Annotated in this window: 20 protein-coding genes, 1 pseudogene and 1 riboswitch; of the genes and pseudogenes, 12 read left to right on the top strand and 9 right to left on the bottom strand. The window is 63.9% G+C overall.

From position 1 onward, the window contains the following. Positions 1–95: 95 nt before the first annotated feature. Positions 96–986, top strand: coding sequence for an alpha/beta fold hydrolase (locus NOF53_RS01330; RefSeq protein WP_255965165.1), 891 nt, complete (start codon positions 96–98; stop codon positions 984–986). A 58-nt stretch (positions 987–1044) separates the two neighbouring features. On the opposite strand, the gene NOF53_RS01325 is transcribed toward NOF53_RS01330, so the two are convergent. After that, entirely contained in the window at positions 1045–1665 is a 621-nt protein-coding gene (locus NOF53_RS01325; RefSeq protein WP_255965164.1) for a hypothetical protein, read from the bottom strand. Between the two features lie 282 nt (positions 1666–1947). Between NOF53_RS01325 and NOF53_RS01320 the strand changes: the two genes are divergently transcribed. Together NOF53_RS01320 and NOF53_RS01315 are read left to right on the top strand one after the other, a co-directional pair. Continuing rightward, the gene (locus tag NOF53_RS01320) at positions 1948–2643 is read left to right on the top strand and encodes a hypothetical protein (RefSeq protein ID WP_255965163.1); all 696 of its coding nucleotides are present in this window, start codon (positions 1948–1950) and stop codon (positions 2641–2643) included. Between the two features lie 66 nt (positions 2644–2709). Beyond that, complete coding sequence (locus tag NOF53_RS01315; RefSeq protein WP_255965162.1) at positions 2710–3489, top strand: DUF899 domain-containing protein; 780 nt, start codon at positions 2710–2712, stop codon at positions 3487–3489. A 107-nt stretch (positions 3490–3596) separates the two neighbouring features. Here NOF53_RS01315 and NOF53_RS01310 read toward each other — a convergent pair whose 3' ends face one another. From NOF53_RS01310 to NOF53_RS01295, 4 genes are all read right to left on the bottom strand, one after another. Beyond that, positions 3597–4979, bottom strand: coding sequence for a sensor histidine kinase (locus NOF53_RS01310; RefSeq protein ID WP_255965422.1), 1383 nt, complete (start codon positions 4977–4979; stop codon positions 3597–3599). Between the two features lie 68 nt (positions 4980–5047). After that, on the bottom strand, positions 5048–5764 hold the full coding sequence (locus NOF53_RS01305) for a response regulator transcription factor (RefSeq protein ID WP_255965161.1): 717 nt from the start codon (positions 5762–5764) through the stop codon (positions 5048–5050). 116 nt (positions 5765–5880) lie between these two features. After that, positions 5881–6003: a hypothetical protein gene (locus NOF53_RS01300; protein ID WP_255965160.1), complete on the bottom strand. Its 123-nt coding sequence runs from the start codon at positions 6001–6003 to the stop codon at positions 5881–5883. Positions 6004–6327: 324 nt separating this feature from the next. Continuing rightward, positions 6328–6450, bottom strand: a complete 123-nt coding sequence (locus NOF53_RS01295) for a hypothetical protein (protein WP_255965159.1) — start codon at positions 6448–6450, stop codon at positions 6328–6330. Between the two features lie 232 nt (positions 6451–6682). Next, positions 6683–6744, top strand: a riboswitch (guanidine-III (ykkC-III) riboswitch). A gap of 11 nt (positions 6745–6755) precedes the next feature. On the opposite strand from NOF53_RS01295, the gene NOF53_RS01290 reads away from it, so the two are divergent. From NOF53_RS01290 to NOF53_RS01280, 3 genes are read left to right on the top strand one after another with little or no spacing between them, the layout of a single operon-like run. Beyond that, on the top strand, positions 6756–7070 hold the full coding sequence (locus NOF53_RS01290) for a DMT family transporter (RefSeq protein WP_255965158.1): 315 nt from the start codon (positions 6756–6758) through the stop codon (positions 7068–7070). Between the two features lie 47 nt (positions 7071–7117). Further along, positions 7118–7921 (top strand): ABC transporter, encoded by an 804-nt coding sequence (locus tag NOF53_RS01285; RefSeq protein WP_255965157.1) that lies wholly within the window; start codon positions 7118–7120, stop codon positions 7919–7921. Positions 7922–7968: 47 nt separating this feature from the next. Continuing rightward, a complete protein-coding gene (locus NOF53_RS01280; protein ID WP_255965156.1) occupies positions 7969–8313 on the top strand; it encodes a hypothetical protein in 345 nt (114 codons plus the stop codon). Positions 8314–8371: 58 nt separating this feature from the next. On the opposite strand, the gene NOF53_RS01275 is transcribed toward NOF53_RS01280, so the two are convergent. Both NOF53_RS01275 and NOF53_RS01270 read right to left on the bottom strand, forming a co-directional pair. Beyond that, entirely contained in the window at positions 8372–9334 is a 963-nt protein-coding gene (locus NOF53_RS01275) for a ferritin-like domain-containing protein (RefSeq protein ID WP_255965155.1), read from the bottom strand. Positions 9335–9956: 622 nt separating this feature from the next. Further along, positions 9957–10265 carry a MerR family transcriptional regulator gene (locus NOF53_RS01270; RefSeq protein WP_255965154.1) on the bottom strand — a complete coding sequence of 103 codons (309 nt, stop codon included), beginning with the start codon at positions 10263–10265 and terminating at the stop codon, positions 9957–9959. 389 nt (positions 10266–10654) lie between these two features. On the opposite strand from NOF53_RS01270, the gene NOF53_RS01265 reads away from it, so the two are divergent. Next, positions 10655–11041, top strand: coding sequence for a hypothetical protein (locus tag NOF53_RS01265; protein WP_255965153.1), 387 nt, complete (start codon positions 10655–10657; stop codon positions 11039–11041). 48 nt (positions 11042–11089) lie between these two features. Here the strand turns inward: NOF53_RS01265 and NOF53_RS01260 are convergent, their stop codons facing one another. Beyond that, on the bottom strand, positions 11090–11407 hold the full coding sequence (locus NOF53_RS01260; RefSeq protein ID WP_255965421.1) for a MerR family transcriptional regulator: 318 nt from the start codon (positions 11405–11407) through the stop codon (positions 11090–11092). A 486-nt stretch (positions 11408–11893) separates the two neighbouring features. On the opposite strand from NOF53_RS01260, the gene NOF53_RS01255 reads away from it, so the two are divergent. The 5 genes from NOF53_RS01255 (at position 11894) to NOF53_RS01235 (ending at position 13622) form a co-directional block, all read left to right on the top strand. Further along, the gene (locus NOF53_RS01255) at positions 11894–12037 is read left to right on the top strand and encodes a hypothetical protein (protein ID WP_255965152.1); all 144 of its coding nucleotides are present in this window, start codon (positions 11894–11896) and stop codon (positions 12035–12037) included. 42 nt (positions 12038–12079) lie between these two features. Then, positions 12080–12259, top strand: a complete 180-nt coding sequence (locus NOF53_RS01250) for a hypothetical protein (protein ID WP_255965151.1) — start codon at positions 12080–12082, stop codon at positions 12257–12259. Between the two features lie 6 nt (positions 12260–12265). Next, the gene (locus tag NOF53_RS01245; RefSeq protein WP_255965150.1) at positions 12266–12442 is read left to right on the top strand and encodes a hypothetical protein; all 177 of its coding nucleotides are present in this window, start codon (positions 12266–12268) and stop codon (positions 12440–12442) included. 92 nt (positions 12443–12534) lie between these two features. After that, positions 12535–13434 carry a SigB/SigF/SigG family RNA polymerase sigma factor gene (locus NOF53_RS01240; protein ID WP_374212556.1) on the top strand — a complete coding sequence of 300 codons (900 nt, stop codon included), beginning with the start codon at positions 12535–12537 and terminating at the stop codon, positions 13432–13434. Between the two features lie 32 nt (positions 13435–13466). Beyond that, positions 13467–13622 carry a hypothetical protein gene (locus tag NOF53_RS01235; protein WP_255965148.1) on the top strand — a complete coding sequence of 52 codons (156 nt, stop codon included), beginning with the start codon at positions 13467–13469 and terminating at the stop codon, positions 13620–13622. A gap of 372 nt (positions 13623–13994) precedes the next feature. Here NOF53_RS01235 and NOF53_RS01230 read toward each other — a convergent pair. Then, positions 13995–14725: pseudogene (locus tag NOF53_RS01230) on the bottom strand (alpha/beta hydrolase). Positions 14726–14898: the final 173 nt, after the last annotated feature.

Here is a 14898-nt window from a genome sequence, read left to right as displayed (position 1 = left end):
GAACGGTCAAGCCTAAAATGGGAAACGGAGTATCTGCAGTTTCGACACCGGTCCAACCCAGTTTCGATATCCGGCCAACACTGTGAGGAGTCCGCGTGACAAGAGAGGGAAGCATCCAGGTCGGTAACCGGACCGTCACTTATCTCGAGGCCGGTGACCCGGGCGGACCACTCGTACTGCATAACCACGGGGGACCCTCGAGCCGATTGGAGGCTGAGTTATTCGATCGGTCTGCGAAGGCCATTGGATTGAGATTTGTCTGCGCGGATCGGCCGGGCATAGGCGGGTCCGATCCTCAGCCGGGCCGCACCTTCGAAGGCTGGGCAAATGACCTCCTGCTGCTTGCTGACTCCTTTGGCGCACAACGATTCGCGGTAACTGGATGGTCCGAGGGTGGACCTTGGGCCTTGGCGGCCGCCGCGTACCTAGACCCCGCGCGCCTCGCCGATGTCGTCTGCATCGCTGGTGGCAACTACGGCACGTTTGGACCGAACTGGGCCGCGAAGTATCTCAGCAGCGTGGACGCGCTGGGCGGTCGCCTGGCGCTTCACTTCCATCCCGGCTTCACGCTCATGTACGAACTGCTTGGTATGAGTGCCAAGCACTTTGAGGATCGCTACGCCAAGGCCATCAAGCAGACGGTGAGCACCGCGGATCGGGAGGTGCTGGCCGACAAGGAGGTCCTCGAGGCGTTTCTGAGAGCAGCGCGAGAGTGTTTCCACCATGGCGCAGATGGACTCGTCGTCGACGCCACGATGCTCTACAAGGCTTGGCCGTTCGACATGACGACAGTGAAGCGCCCGATTCATTTCTGGCAGGGCAGCGCGGACACTCTGGTGCCCGAAATCATCAACAAGACAGTGGCGGACAAGACCCCGGGAGCTATCTGGCATCCGATCAGCGGTGGTGGTCACTTCATCGCCCTCAGTCACGCCTTCGACATTCTCACGCTGACAGCGAACGGTCTTGCGCCGGAACCAAGCTGATTCTCCTTGCGTCACGGAGAATTCCTGACGGCAACCGAGGAGGTCCCGGCGGGTGAAACTATGCCGTTTCAGCCTTCTCGACCGCTTCGCGAGTGAGATCAGTCAGTTTTCCGATATTCTCGGCGGTAGCCGGGTGTCCGGCAGAAGTCACCCCGATGACGTACTCGCCGGCAAGCGCACCGTACCCGATGTGCGTTTCGTCTCCCTGAGTTACGGCGCCGGCGAACGCCTTGTCGCCGACATCGGATGGCGCCGGTAGCGCTACGAAACCCTGGACGACTTCACTTTTGTCGATCGCTTGCTCAAATGCGGACGATGCCGAGGTGGGGCTGGAGTATTGATCTGCCGAAACGGTTACTCTTCTGCCGTCACCCCCTTCGTAGATCACCATTCTCGTCGCTGCAGGGACACCGGAAGCAGTAGAGTTTTCAGTCGCCGTGGTCTGTTGATCTATCTCCGGGAAGTACTTCTGTACTACCTCGAGCCCGACCAGAACCTCCTGAGGCAACAGGTTCGTCCCGGATGTCGTCACGTCTTGCTGCGATGACGCACCAGACTCCGTGCGCTGTTGTCCGCACCCACCAGCCAGCAAGACTCCTACCAAGGCGATCGAGCCGAGGGCGAGAGACGCGCTACTGCCGATACGTCGCATGCGGTATCCCTCAGTTGGTTGCACCACGCTCGGCACCCCCTATTGCTCGTAACGATGTTGATGGCAATGCCTCATTGTGTGCCTAGCCCATGAGCCAATCGACCAGAATTCGCATGACACCAAGTATCTCCGCTCCCGCAGCCCCGGACAATCGTCGCGCTTCGTTCCGCAGTACCCGAGTGCCGATTTCCCCGGTCGCCGATCCTGAACTGGAACGGCCGGTCCGGTCGCGATTGCGGTCGGAAGACCCTTTTGGAAACCTTGACGGATAGGTGTCGACGGAACAGCTTGGAAGGTGACCTCCGATCCATGATGCTGGCGAATGCCTGTGAGCTGTATCGAGACGCAGGCCTTGTCGGGCAGCCGGCTGCCGCTGTCACCAGCCTGGCCTTTGTGGTTGCCGGTCTCGCGGTGGTCGCGCGTCGTCGGCATGGCGCGCCGACCGTGATTTTCGGCCTGCTCGTCGTCGCGGTCGGCGCCGGGTCGCTCGTTCAGCACGGACCCAACCCGCCGTGGCAGGCCTACGCACACGACATGCCGATCGCAACACTGCTCTCCTACGTAGCCGTCGAGGCCGCGTCCGACAGGTTCGGCCGTCGCCTGTCGCCGGGCTGGTGGCTCGTTGTTCCACTCGTCATGGTTCCCACCGTGGCTGCCGGCTCGACTGCATCCACGATCGTGCAGGCAATGCTCGCGACGGTCGCGGTGGGACTCAGCCTTGAACGCGCTCGCGTCCGTCCGCAGCTGCGGCGCGCGACGGTCGTTGCGGCAGTACTTCTCGCGTCCGGCGCTCTGCTCGGCGCCATCGGCGACCAAACGTCGATCTGCCGGCCGAATAGTGTCCTGCAGGGCCACGCGCTGTGGCACGTTCTCGCCGCCGCTGGATTGTGGCGGCTCGCGTCCACGATCGGTGCATCCGCCGATACGGTAACGCCATGGCGCGCGGGGCCGGGTTCGCCGCCGACGACGAGCAACGACGGCAACTTTCGTCGACCGACGACGTAAACGGTGGTAGCCGCGGCCCAGAGCCGCCTGAGACGATTACATGTGCCCTACGAGAGGAGACGAACGATGACAGCGTCCGATCCACAGGTCACTACCCGCGAGCAATGGCTCATCGCGCGGCGCGAGCTACTCGCGCAGGAGAAGGACCTGACCCGACACCGCGACCAGGTCAACGCGGCCCGACGCGCGCTACCAATGGTCGAAATCACCGAGAACTACGTCTTCGACGGTCCCCGCGGCAGGGCCAAACTTGTAGACCTGTTCGACGGCCGCAGTCAACTCCTGGTCTACCACTTCATGTTCGAACCCGATGCCGACGAGGGATGCCCCTCCTGTTCGTTCACGATGGACAGTGTCGGCGACCTCCACCACCTCTATGCTCGGGACACATCGTTGGCGGCCGTGTCGCGCGCACCGCTGCACAGACTCGAGCGCTACCGACAGCGGATGGGCTGGGCCTTTCCCTGGTACTCCTCGCACGGCAACGACTTCAACTACGACTTCCACGTCACTCTCGACGCGGGGGTCGCACCGGTCGAATACAACTACAAGGACCAAGCCGAGCTCGAGCGGATGAACCCCGCCTGGAAAGGGTGGTCCGGCGAAGAGCACGGTGTCAGTGCATTCCTCCGCCATGGTGAGCGAATCTTCCACACCTATTCCGGCTACGCGCGCTCCACCGAAATACTTCTCGGCACCTACCACTGGCTCGACCTCACCGCCCGCGGCCGCCAGGAAGACTGGGAATTACAACCCCGCCGCGGCGACGACCCGTTCATGAGTTGGCTGCGCCGCCATGACGAATACGAACCAGACGTGATTGCAAGAGCGATAATCCCCGACTGACCGCTACTCGAGGCTCACGGCTCGCGGTCGGGAGCCGCCAGAGAAGGTCCCGGCGCCCAGCCGACAAACACAGACCCCACGCACCCTGCCGGACACCGGCGTGTGATCTAGACCGACCGGGGCAGTTCCACCCGGAAGGTCGCGCCCTCACCCGGCCGGCTTTCGACCGTCACGGTGCCCTGGTGCGCCGCCACGAGCGCCGCCACGATCGACAGGCCGAGTCCGCTTCCACCACTCTCACGGGTGCGTGACGCGTCGGTTCGGTAGAAACGTTCGAACACCCGCGCCGCATCTTCCTCGCTGAGACCCGGGCCGGTGTCGGCGACCTCCAGCACGACGCTGTGCTCCGTGGTCTGCAATCGAACCATCACGTCCGCGGTCGCGGGAGTGTGCCTGACGGCGTTGGCAAGTAGGTTGCCGAGTACCTGCCGCAGCCGCGCCTCGTCACCGAGGACTTCGGGAGTTCCCGGTCCGGAACCCACTTCGAGGGCGAAGGACCGGTCGGGCGCCACCGCGCGGGCGGCATGGACTGCGTCCGACACCACGGACAGCAGGTCGACCGGCCGATTCTCGAGCGGCCGCTGGGCGTCGAGCCGAGCGAGCATGAGCAGGTCCTCCACAAGCAAACCCATCCGGGAGGCCTCTCCCTCGATACGCCTCATCAACGTCTCGGTGTCGGTCATCGCACCCTGCCGATACAGCTCGGCGAACCCGCGAATGGTGGTCAGCGGGGTACGCAGTTCGTGGCTGGCGTCGGCGACGAATCGCCGCATCTTCTCCTCGGAGCGGCGGGCCGACTCCTCGGACGCCTCGGTTGCGGCGAACGCATGCTGAATCTGGGCGAGCATTCCGTTCAGAGCGACCGACAAGCCTCCGATCTCGGTGCGGTTGTCCCGCTCCGGGACACGCCGATGGAGGTCGCCGGCCGCGATCGCGGCGGCGGTCTCCTCGACTTCGGCCAGAGGGCGCAGGCTGCGACGGACGACGAAGTAGGCGACGACGCCCAGCGCGATGAGCACCACCGTGCCGATGACGAGTTGCAGCACCACCAATCGGTTCACCGTTTCGTCGTTCTCGGTGAGAGTGACCGCCACCGTCGTCTGGGTGCCGCTCGCCGCGGTGGTGCTGAGCACGCGCCACTGGACATCGGATCCGCCGGTGGAGCCCACCGTCACGGGAACAGGAGGGGGATCGTTCGGGATTGCGGGAGCACTGGATTCGTCGTTGATCTGAAAGAGCACCGTTCCGTCCGGCGACACGGTACGCACGTAGAACGGGCTGGGCGGTCGTCCCGGGTTCGGCTCGTCCGGGGGCGGGAGTGGACGCAACTCACGCGGCTTGGCCCACCCCTGCGCAGCCTCGCGGAGTTGGTGGTCGATCCGGCTCGTCAAAGAGGTCTCGAGTGCCGAGGTCACTGCGATACCTGACGCGAGCAGCCCGAGGGCAGCGAGCAGAAGCACCGCACCCACCAAAGTGATCCGCAACGGCATCGCCCACACCCAACGCCTACCCGCAGGACCGGCAGCCGCGACAGAGCTTTCGAGCACGGATGGGGTGGTCATCGCCGCGGTTCGCGCATCACATACCCGACTCCACGAAGGGTGTGGATCAACGGTGTCTCCCCCGTGTCGACCTTGCGACGCAGATAGGAGACGTACGACTCGACCACCCCGACCTCACCGCCGAAGTCGTAGTTCCACACGTGATCGAGAATTCGGGGCTTGCTCAGAACCGTGCCGGCGTTGACCATGAAGTACCGCAGCAGGGTGAACTCCGTGGGTGACAGCGACACCAGCACCCCCGCTTTCCACACTTCACGGGTGTCGTCGTCGAGTTCGATGTCGGCGAATGTGATGCGCGACGATCGCTCTTCGACCGACACCTTGCCGGATCGGCGGAGGATCACCCGCAGCCGTGTCACCACTTCTTCGAGACTGAACGGTTTGGTCACGTAGTCGTCGGCGCCGAGTGTGAGGCCGCTGATCTTGTCTTCGACCGCATCCTTGGCAGTGAGGAACAGAACGGGCGCGTCCACGCCATCGGCGCGCAGGCGACCCAGCATCCCGAAACCGTCCATCCCCGGCATCATGACGTCGAGAATGACGGCGTCGGGCCGAAAAGTGCGTGCCGTGTCGAGACCCTCCGTGCCACTCGACGCGGTGGCCACCTCGAAACCTTGGAAACGCAGGCTGACGGACAGCAGTTCGAGGATGTTCGGTTCGTCATCGACGACGAGGACTCGGGCTTCGACGGGCTTCTCATTCACGAAACCCATCATCACGCGAAACGCTGCATACTCGCTGTCGGTTCCCTGGGAAGTCCCTGTGAGCCTCCCAGGGAACCGTGGCGGGCGGTACGACACCCGTCGTCAATTGACGACGGGTGTCTCCCTCAGTTGACGACGATGTTGAGATTGAGGACTACGCCACCGAACGTCAGAATCGTGTTGGCCAGACCGAGCGTGACACCGCTGTTGAGTGCGCCGAGTAATCCGAGCATCATGTTCTCCATCATCTCCCCTGTTTCAGGGCGGACTTCCGTGTCGAGCCGATTACGCGCGTTTCTTGCGCGTTGTCGAGAACAATAGGTGAATCGCCGCAAATCCGTGGCGACACACGTAACGGATTTTCCCGAGATTTCTCACCCAGACTTCTTCAGCGAAAAGAGTCGAAATTCAGGAGCAATGAGCGAAGATGGGAAAGTTGCGCCTTCCGCAGGCAGGCGCCCCCAGAGTGCGCCACAGCCCCGCCGCAGTGGGCGCGGCGGGGTCTCGATCGAGGATGTGATGAAACTTCGTGTCCCGCTGTTGGTCTGACAGCGGTCGACGTCGACCGGTTCTCAGGCGACCACGTTCAGGTTGAGAATCACTCCCCCGAACGTCCCAATGGTGTTGGCGACCCCGAGGGTGAACGCGCTGTTGATTGCGGCGAGCAGTCCGAGCATCATGATGTGCCTCGTCATCGTCGGTGGAGTGCGCACGGAATTCACGCATTGTGCTCGACAATAAACAAGCGAGCTGCGATCCGCTGCACTATTCGACGCATTCGCCGGCACGACCTTGCATCGGGAACAATGGTTTCCCGCCGGTGTCGGGAAATGTAATCTCCGATCGCGACGACGGGGCTGACTTATCTTGTTTTTCTTCTGCACGGCTGGGCGCCCGATCGGACCATACACACCTTCGGTACCGTGAAGAGCGTCGATACGACACCCGGACGAGCGCACCGTACCCGGCCAGCGACAAGACGGTGCTCGGGAGAGTTGTCATGGCGTGGATCGTGCTGGTGCTGTCGGGTGTGCTGGAGGCGGTCTGGGCCACCGCTCTCGGTCGGTCCGAGGGCTTCACCAAGATCGGCCCCAGTGTCGTATTCGTCATCGCACTGATCCTCAGCATGGCAGGGCTGGCATTCGCGATGCGTACTCTGCCGACCGGTACGTCGTACGCGGTCTGGGTGGGCATCGGCGCTTCCCTCACTGTCGGTTTCGCCATGGTCACCGCTGCCGAAAGTACGTCGCTCGTGAAGATTCTGCTGGTTGTGGCCATCGTGGCGTGCGTCGTGGGACTGAAAGTCCTCCACTGAGCGCTCGAGCCGCGAAATGCTTGTGTGTCGCGGGTTACAGTAACCGTATGAACGTGGTCTCGTTGATGACCCTCCCGGTACGCGCCGGGCTTGCGGCGGCCGATGTCGGCCTCGGAATCGCCGAGGCCACCTTGGCGACGGTCCGCACAGCGGTGGCGGGCACCGGTGTCGTGACCGGCATGGGTTCCCAGGGCAGTCCGCTGCAGATGATCAGTCAACTGTCCTCACTGGCGGCGAACGACCGGCCACTCGGACAGGCACTTCAGCCCGGCGGACCGCTCGACCGACTGCTCGCGCCCGGTGGTCCGGTCGACCGACTCACCTCGGAGGGCGGCACCCTCGAACGCCTCCTCGAACCCGGCGGACCGTTGGACCGGGTGCTCGCGAAGGACGGCCCACTCGACCGCGTGCTCGCCGAGGACGGCACCCTCGAGCGTCTGCTCGCCAAGGACGGACTCCTCGACCGCCTCACCGCCGACCAGGGTCCCCTCGAACGGCTCACGGCCGCCGACGGCGCCGTCGAACGACTCACTGCGCAAGGCGGCATCGTGGATCGTGCGCTGGCCGAAAACGGCATCCTCGACACGCTGCTGTCCGAGGGCGGCGCCTTCGAACGGCTGATTGCCGAGGGTGGACCGCTCGACCAGATCGTCGCACTCTCGGAGACCTTGACGGCGCTGGCACCGAACCTCGAGCGGATGAGCGCGAGCGTTGATCTGTTGCAGGACACGGTCGCTGTCCTGAGCGCCGCAGTCGGTCCCCTCGGGGAACTCGCGGGCCGCCTTCCGGGCCGCTGGCTCAAGGGCAAGGGCGATCGACCGGGCATCGATTACACGCTCGGACCCGCCTGACGCGTGCGCGGTTCGAGCGGCGCCGGCCACTCTGGTATGTATTTCGCATGACCCGAACCATCGTTGCGCTGTTGATCCCCGCCGCCCTTCTCCTCGGGGCGTGCAGTTCCGAATCGACCAGCACCGTCACCGAGGTGAGCGCAACGACGCAGGAGGCGGAGGCGGCGGCCACCGACCTACCCACGGTCGCCGATCTGTGCGCCGGACTGCTCCAGTACGCGAACAGCGCCGAGGCCCGCGCACAGCAGAGCGGCGAACCGTTCGACCGCACGAAGGCTCTCGAAAGTCTCTTCGACCAGTCGGCCCTCACCCCGGAATGGAAGGACGCTCCTCAGGAACGTAAGGATCAGATGGTCAAGGCTTACGACGCGGCCAAATCCGGCGCCTGCTGACCGCATAAAGAATTCCGCCGGCCCCCTGAGGGGACCGGCGGAATTCTCTTATAAGGGGTCAGCTGATACCGGCGACTTCCTGCGCGATGGACGCGAGATGGGTCTGCGCGGCGGAGACGACGCCGTGCCGGTTCTTGTGCGCTTCCTCGTAAGCAACGATCGTGCGCACGTCGGCGGGATCGGTGAGTTCCTTGACCGCAGCGACTGCCTGCGACACGTTCAGGTCGTCGTAGTCGTCGATCGGAAGCTCACCCGAATCGACGACGCCACCTGCGGCGCGAGCCGAATGGATGGCGTCGGCGACCCCTCGAGCGCCTTCCCTGCGGGTGACGCTTTCCGCAGTTTCGAGGGCCGCGTCACGCGAGGCGGACAACGTTTTCACCGCGACATCGCCGGCATGTGCGCCGCGGCTGAGCAACGCACTGAGCAGGGGCGGCGTGGTGCGTGCCGTGTCCAGTGCTCGATCGATTCCGCGCGCGGACCAGGTAACCGGGACGTTGAGCAGCCGAATCGTAGTTCCGGCGGCAGCCTGGAACGGGGTGCGCCGCAGCGCGGCCGGACCGCCGAGCGCATCCTCGGCCAGAACTGTGGTCAGCCAGTCCACGGTCGCGGAATGTGCTGTGATCAACCGGTCCGCGAGACCGACAACCCCCGGTTCCTTCACGACTGTGGCGAGTGCCTTGATGTAACGCGCGCGGTCGAGGAGCTGATGCTCGAGAGCGAGATCACCCAGGAGTGCCTCGTCGAACGGCTGCGCCTGCTCGGCCATCGCCTTGAGCACGGCCGAAAGCCGGCCGAGGAACGGCCCGATGACCTCGGGCACACCGCCGAGCTCACGGATGGCGCGTTCGATGGCCTCGGCGCGTTGACGTCCGTTTTCCGCGTTCTCCGTGAGCTCGCGGCGAACAGCCTCGGTGCGCGCCTGGGCGATGCGGGTCTCTGCTACCTGAATCTCGGTGTTCGTGAGGTCGAGAACTGTGCGCAGCTGAGTGATCAGCGTTGCGGTGGTTGTGCTGGTCATATATTTCTCCTTCGATTGCTGATGTGGCGGACGAATTCGGTCAGATCAAGCTCGAGATGAGAAATGCGGCCAGAATCACTCCAATCAGTACAGAGGTGGCAGTAGCGGCGGCAAGAACCACCGAACCGGTCACGGTCGCCGTGGGTACGGCTGCAATGAGGCCTGCGGTCAGCGCGGTGCCAACTGAGAAGCGCCGATCGGGCGCATCGGGGGAAGACCTTGCGTGTCGGGGCGTATGAGGGCAGAAAACGTCATGTGCGGCGAGAGTCATGGTTCAGGTCCCGTCTTGCGTCGAGTCTGGGCCAGATGTCTTCGGGCGTACACACCGGAACTGGCGTTCCCGGTGCGACGCCGGCCGCGGCCTTCTGCACGACCAGCGTGTCGCTAGCTACCACCGTCGCGAATCGTTGAGAAACTTATCTGCTCCGACGGATATAGATTTTATCGTATCGGCTGACGACAGAAGTTCAACCCTCGAATGTAAAACAATTGGCACGAAATCAGCTTTCGGCGGCTGAGTAGCGTTTGACCAGGCCCGATAGAGAGCGGACGCGTCCCACTGCTCGAGATCATTCTGTGATTTCAGGTGTCCGACAACGAAATGACCCTTGCGCGCCGTTCGTCAGGCGGTGGCCGCACCGCGTGCGACGCTGTTCAACCGCGCCAGGAGATCGGCGTTCTCCGCTTCGAGGTCGAGAATCCGCTGGATCCCCGGCATGTTGACGCCGCCTTCGATGAGCTCGGCGATTCGTCCGAGACGAACCAAATCTTCTTCGCTGTAACGACGGGTTCCGCCGCTGGTCCGGGCCGGCGTCAGCAATCCGCGCCGTTCGTACAACCGCAATGTCTGCGGCCCGATTCCGGTCAACTCCGACGTGACCGCTATCCCATACACCCCGCGTCGCGACCGGGGCATGGTGTCGAACACCATGTGTGGCTCCCTTCTTCTCAAGGAACCAGACGATGTTAACAGAAGGATGAAACCAATCTGCGACAGCGGATATAGATTTTGAATCGGCCTCCCACCATTCACCCGAACTCGCGCGAATACAGGCTCGAAGTTCCTCGGCAGCAACTGGATTGATCGATGCGCCGACCATGCCACTCCTCGGCTGGGCGATGAACATGGCCGCGTGCATTGCGATCGCGGTTCGCCGCGCCTCGACGGGTCCCCAATTGACCGACGGGCTGCGACAGGCCGAGAATCCAGTGCCGTAATCTTTGGTGCGAACCGACACGAATCTCTGGCTTCGAGGAGAGGTTCGTGGAGGTGTCGTGACCAGGAGTGTCACGGCCTCTGCGCCCAGAGACGAGAGAACGGTGCCCCGCACTCAGGAACACGCCGAACGTTACCGCGACGCACTCACCGCGCTCGCTGCGGCCACTCAGCGGCCAGCGAACGTCGTCAACACCGGCGCCGGCTACGCGATCCGCGTGGATTTCGAGTACAACCGCTACCTGCTGGCGTCGAACGGCACCGATGGACTGGTCGATCAGACCGACCCCGCCACGTTGTGGCGGGTGAGCCTCCACCAGGGCACCACCGACGGCACTGCCGACCAAGTCCTTGCGACCGCAGAGCATTCGTGGCTGGTCGACGCATTCGATATCGCTTTCGCAAACATTCGCGCCAGCGGCAAGTGGCAAGCGGCCGACGCCTCGTTCGACGAGTTCAATCCGACGAACGACGATCAGACCGCGATCTGACCAAACGAGAAGTTCGCCCGCCAGCACATTCGCGGCGCGGGCGCGTGTTCAGACCCCTGCGTGCGGCGAGTTCTGAGACTTGACTACCTGTTCCAATTCGGCGTTTCGCGCCGCCAACAGCGCGTTCTGCGTTTCCAGTTCGAGGATCTGACGGATGCCGATCAGATTGACTCCGTCGGCGACGAGTTCGGTGATCTTGTCGAGGCGCGCAATATCGTCTTCGCTGTAGCGGCGTGTACCGCCACCGGTACGAGTGGGCGTGATCAGCCCGCGGCGTTCGTACAACCGCAGTGTCTGGGGCCCGATGCCCGTCAGCTCCGACGTCACCGAGATCCCGTAGACACCTCGCTTCGAACGAGGTGGCATCTGAGAGGACGTCACCGGATCTCCCTTCTTCTCAGGGAATACCAATCCTATCAAGGATCGACAGACACAATGTGACGCGGGGGGTACAAATTCGGTCGAGCCGGACTTCTACTCGGTGAGCCCGGAGACAATCTCCGCCATGGCCGGGGCACCGCACAACTCCGGCCTCCGCCCCTCGCACCGGAACTTATGCACCGAATGTCACCTTTTCCGACAACGCTCCGGGCGCGAAGCAGGGTTTCACGGCCCCCGAGATCGCGGATAACCCGCACGTCAGACGTTTTTCGGAGACTGCCCCCGGCGCGTGACCGGAGCCTTGTCGCGCAGATACCGGTGCGTTGGACGAGCAAAATTCTTGATTGGTCCGCTTGAACTTCTAGCCCCAGCGCTGTACAACAAAATCTATCTTCACCAACGCAGATAAGTTCTCGGTCAGATGTCGAGCGGCACCGCGCGACAGCGTTCCGGGCGCAGGAAAGGAAAACGATGGCCAGCCGGCAAGCAGACTCGTCCCCCAACGACGGAGAGGTTCTGGTCCTGCGAGCGGGCAGCGGTGGAGCCATCGTCAGTGGCTTCCTCGCCACGCTCGCCCTCAGCGCCTTCACGGTCCTCGAATCACTTCCGACCTGACACGACCCGGAACGAACTCACATAGGCGTCGAAAGGACCAGGGTGACCAAGCGACCGTCTCTGATCGGCCCAGTCGCCGCCCAGTGCGCAATCGGCCTGTCCGTCATCGCCTGCTTCACAGCCGTGACGTCCGGTTCGATCCCCCTTGCCGCGTTGGTCAGCACAGCCCTCCTCGGAGTTGCCGGCCTCTCCGCTGCCACCCGCCGATCCGCTCGAGAATGAGAAAGCATGCACGCCACCCGACAGGACTCCATGATCATGCCCACTACTTCGTCGTCCCCCACCCCCACCCGAATCGCCAACATGCGAAGCGGGGGCGCGATGAGCACCGAGGAGATCAAGGCACGCATCGAGGCCATGTTTGCAGTCGAGGACGCCGACGCCTCCCCGGCTCTCGTCGACTAGGCCGGACCCCGCTATCCGGAACGAAGATCCTTGCCGACACCATCAGCGCTCCGCTGATACCGGCCGGTCAGAGAAGGGCTGAGTACATGACCATGTCCACCCCGCTCGCCGAAGCACCCCGCGAGCTCCGCCACACCACCGCGACCTCCTCGACGACGTGCCGGAAGCTACCCAGGACACAGATCTCCGTGGATATCCCGCAACGCACTCGCCCCCCACGGACCACTCCGGACACCACCCACCGCGAGCGCGATCAGTACCGTGACGTACCGGCGCAATGTGAAGCGATTGCTCAGCTGGATGCCTCTGATCCGCTCCGGGAATTGATGCGCGAGAAGCTGATCGAACGTTGCCTGCCACTCGCCGAACACATCGCCCGGCGATTCCACGAACGCGGAGAACCGCTGGACGACCTGATCCAGGTCGCGCGTCTCGGACTCGTGAAGGCTGTCGACCGATTCGACGCGAGCTACGGCGCGAACTTCGTGTCCTTCGCCGTCCCGACCATTACCGGCGAGGTGCGCCGCCACTTCCGCGACACGGGGTGGGCCATGCGCGTGCCGCGAAGCATGCAGGAACTCCACCTCGCCATCACGGGCGCCACAAAGGAACTGACCACCACGCTCGGACGCGCGCCCACCGCAAGTGAATTGGCGAAGGCACTCGACATCGACAAGAGCGAAGTCCTCGAGGGATTGCGCGTGGCCAATGCCTACAGCACCCTGTCGGTCGACTACCCGCTCACCGACGACGAACGGCCTCTGTCGGAGACGCTCGGTGATATCGATCCGGCTTTGTCCCGCGTCGAGGATCACGTCACGGTCCAACCGCTTCTCGACTCGTTGCCCGACCTCGAACGCACCGTGCTCGTGCTGCGCTTCTTCGGCAACATGACGCAGTCACAGATCGCAGCGCGGGTGGGCGTGTCGCAAATGCAGATCTCACGACTGCTGACCAAAACACTGAAAGATCTGCGAACCAAGCTCGAATGACTCCGTTGTCGTCTACACGGAAAGGAATGCCGATGATCAATTTCATCGACAAGGTCAGAAGACGAGTCCGGGCTCGTCGTCAGGGCGACATCACGGACACCGCGAGCCGCCGGGACAGTGGGTCGACGGTGGACCCCGGAGACAGCGCCGACCCCGCCGCCCTTCTGAGGCAATCTTTCATCCCGTAGCGGACGATCCCGGAGACGGAGTGACTTCAGTCGGTCAGGCAAGAGGACGCGTCTGTACGCCGAGGAATTCGACACCAGCACCGGCCGCTCTCGGGAACTTTCCGCAGGTCTTCTCCCGGGCAAACCGCTCCGGGTTCGTCACCCGTCCGTACGCATCTTCCGGTGGATTCTCCACAGCATCGCCTCCAGTCCGACGCACTGACAGCGGGCATCGCCTCCGACTCCACGCATCCTCGGCAACCACTTTTCCCGACGATGCTGGCGTGCGCATCTGCTTGCCACCGCTGTCGAGGAGGGCCGAGGGCCCGTCCTCGATTTGCGGCATCCTGGCCGACAGATCCTATCGTCTGCTGCCGGCCCGACGGGCCGGCCTCACTTCAGGTGCCGGGCGAAGAACCGGTTCCCGTCGTCCCCCTCGAACTGCGGGACGCCGGTGTGCCCGCCCATATTGGCGTGCAGCGTCTTCTCCTTGGCGCCGAAGGCGTCGAACAGGTCCAGGGCCAGTTGCCGGTCGTTTCCTTCGTCGTCCCACTGCAGCAGGACCTGCAGCGGAATGGTGACCTGCCGGGCCTCCTGGAACATGCTGCGGGGTACGAAACTCCCGGCGAACAGGAGGGCGGTCGAGATGCGCGGCTCGAGCACCGCCAGCCGGATGCCGATCGCGATCACCCCTCCCGAGTACCCGACCGGGCCGCCGATCTCGGGCAGCGAAAGGAGGGCGTCGAGGGCGGACCGCCATTCCGGGACCGCCTTTTCGACCAGCGGGAGGACGAGCCGGTCGACGATCTCGTCGTCGACCGGCTCGCCGGCCTCCAGCGCCCGGCGAAGGTCGGCGCGGGCCTCCTCGGCGGCGGGGAACGGGGCCGGTCACCGCTCCCGGGGAGCTCGATGGTGGCCGCGGCGTATCCCTCCGCCGCGGCGTGCCGGGCCCGGGCCACCAGTCGGGGGTACATCATGCGCAGGCCGCCGGGGTGGCCGATCAGGATCAGCGGCGCCGGTGCGGATGCGGATCTGGGCGTCCACAGGATGCCAGGGATCTCGCCGAGAGTGAATTCGCGTTCGAGGACGCCGTCGTCGAGGCGCTGTTCGGAAGTGAATCGCATTGTCGTGCCTTTCGGGAATGCTCTTGGACGGCGCTCCCGGACGACCTATCGCCCGACCGTGACCCCAGAGGGGAGCACCCATGTCGATACTGCGTTCACGGGTACCACCTCCTCGTTGCACGGCCTCTGGAAAAGTAGCAGTGGTCACCGTGGTCCGCCAACAGGTTTTTGCG

The organism is Rhodococcus tibetensis (assembly GCF_024438035.1).
GTDB lineage: Bacteria > Actinomycetota > Actinomycetes > Mycobacteriales > Mycobacteriaceae > Rhodococcus_F > Rhodococcus_F tibetensis.
Note: the sequence above shows the minus strand (reverse complement) of the source record. Positions and strands in the feature narration are given on the sequence as shown.

Coding starts and splice junctions, on each gene's coding strand:
- NOF53_RS01320 (WP_255965163.1), top strand. CDS start 1,948: ATGATGCTGGCGAATGCCTGTGAGCTGTATCGAGACGCAGGCCTTGTC.
- NOF53_RS01315 (WP_255965162.1), top strand. CDS start 2,710: ATGACAGCGTCCGATCCACAGGTCACTACCCGCGAGCAATGGCTCATC.
- NOF53_RS01310 (WP_255965422.1), bottom strand. CDS start 4,979: ATGCCGTTGCGGATCACTTTGGTGGGTGCGGTGCTTCTGCTCGCTGCC.
- NOF53_RS01305 (WP_255965161.1), bottom strand. CDS start 5,764: ATGGGTTTCGTGAATGAGAAGCCCGTCGAAGCCCGAGTCCTCGTCGTC.
- NOF53_RS01300 (WP_255965160.1), bottom strand. CDS start 6,003: ATGATGGAGAACATGATGCTCGGATTACTCGGCGCACTCAACAGCGGT.
- NOF53_RS01295 (WP_255965159.1), bottom strand. CDS start 6,450: ATGACGAGGCACATCATGATGCTCGGACTGCTCGCCGCAATCAACAGC.
- NOF53_RS01290 (WP_255965158.1), top strand. CDS start 6,756: ATGGCGTGGATCGTGCTGGTGCTGTCGGGTGTGCTGGAGGCGGTCTGG.
- NOF53_RS01285 (WP_255965157.1), top strand. CDS start 7,118: ATGAACGTGGTCTCGTTGATGACCCTCCCGGTACGCGCCGGGCTTGCG.
- NOF53_RS01280 (WP_255965156.1), top strand. CDS start 7,969: ATGACCCGAACCATCGTTGCGCTGTTGATCCCCGCCGCCCTTCTCCTC.
- NOF53_RS01275 (WP_255965155.1), bottom strand. CDS start 9,334: ATGACCAGCACAACCACCGCAACGCTGATCACTCAGCTGCGCACAGTT.
- NOF53_RS01270 (WP_255965154.1), bottom strand. CDS start 10,265: ATGGTGTTCGACACCATGCCCCGGTCGCGACGCGGGGTGTATGGGATA.
- NOF53_RS01260 (WP_255965421.1), bottom strand. CDS start 11,407: ATGCCACCTCGTTCGAAGCGAGGTGTCTACGGGATCTCGGTGACGTCG.
- NOF53_RS01255 (WP_255965152.1), top strand. CDS start 11,894: ATGGCCAGCCGGCAAGCAGACTCGTCCCCCAACGACGGAGAGGTTCTG.
- NOF53_RS01245 (WP_255965150.1), top strand. CDS start 12,266: ATGCACGCCACCCGACAGGACTCCATGATCATGCCCACTACTTCGTCG.
- NOF53_RS01240 (WP_374212556.1), top strand. CDS start 12,535: ATGTCCACCCCGCTCGCCGAAGCACCCCGCGAGCTCCGCCACACCACC.
- NOF53_RS01235 (WP_255965148.1), top strand. CDS start 13,467: ATGATCAATTTCATCGACAAGGTCAGAAGACGAGTCCGGGCTCGTCGT.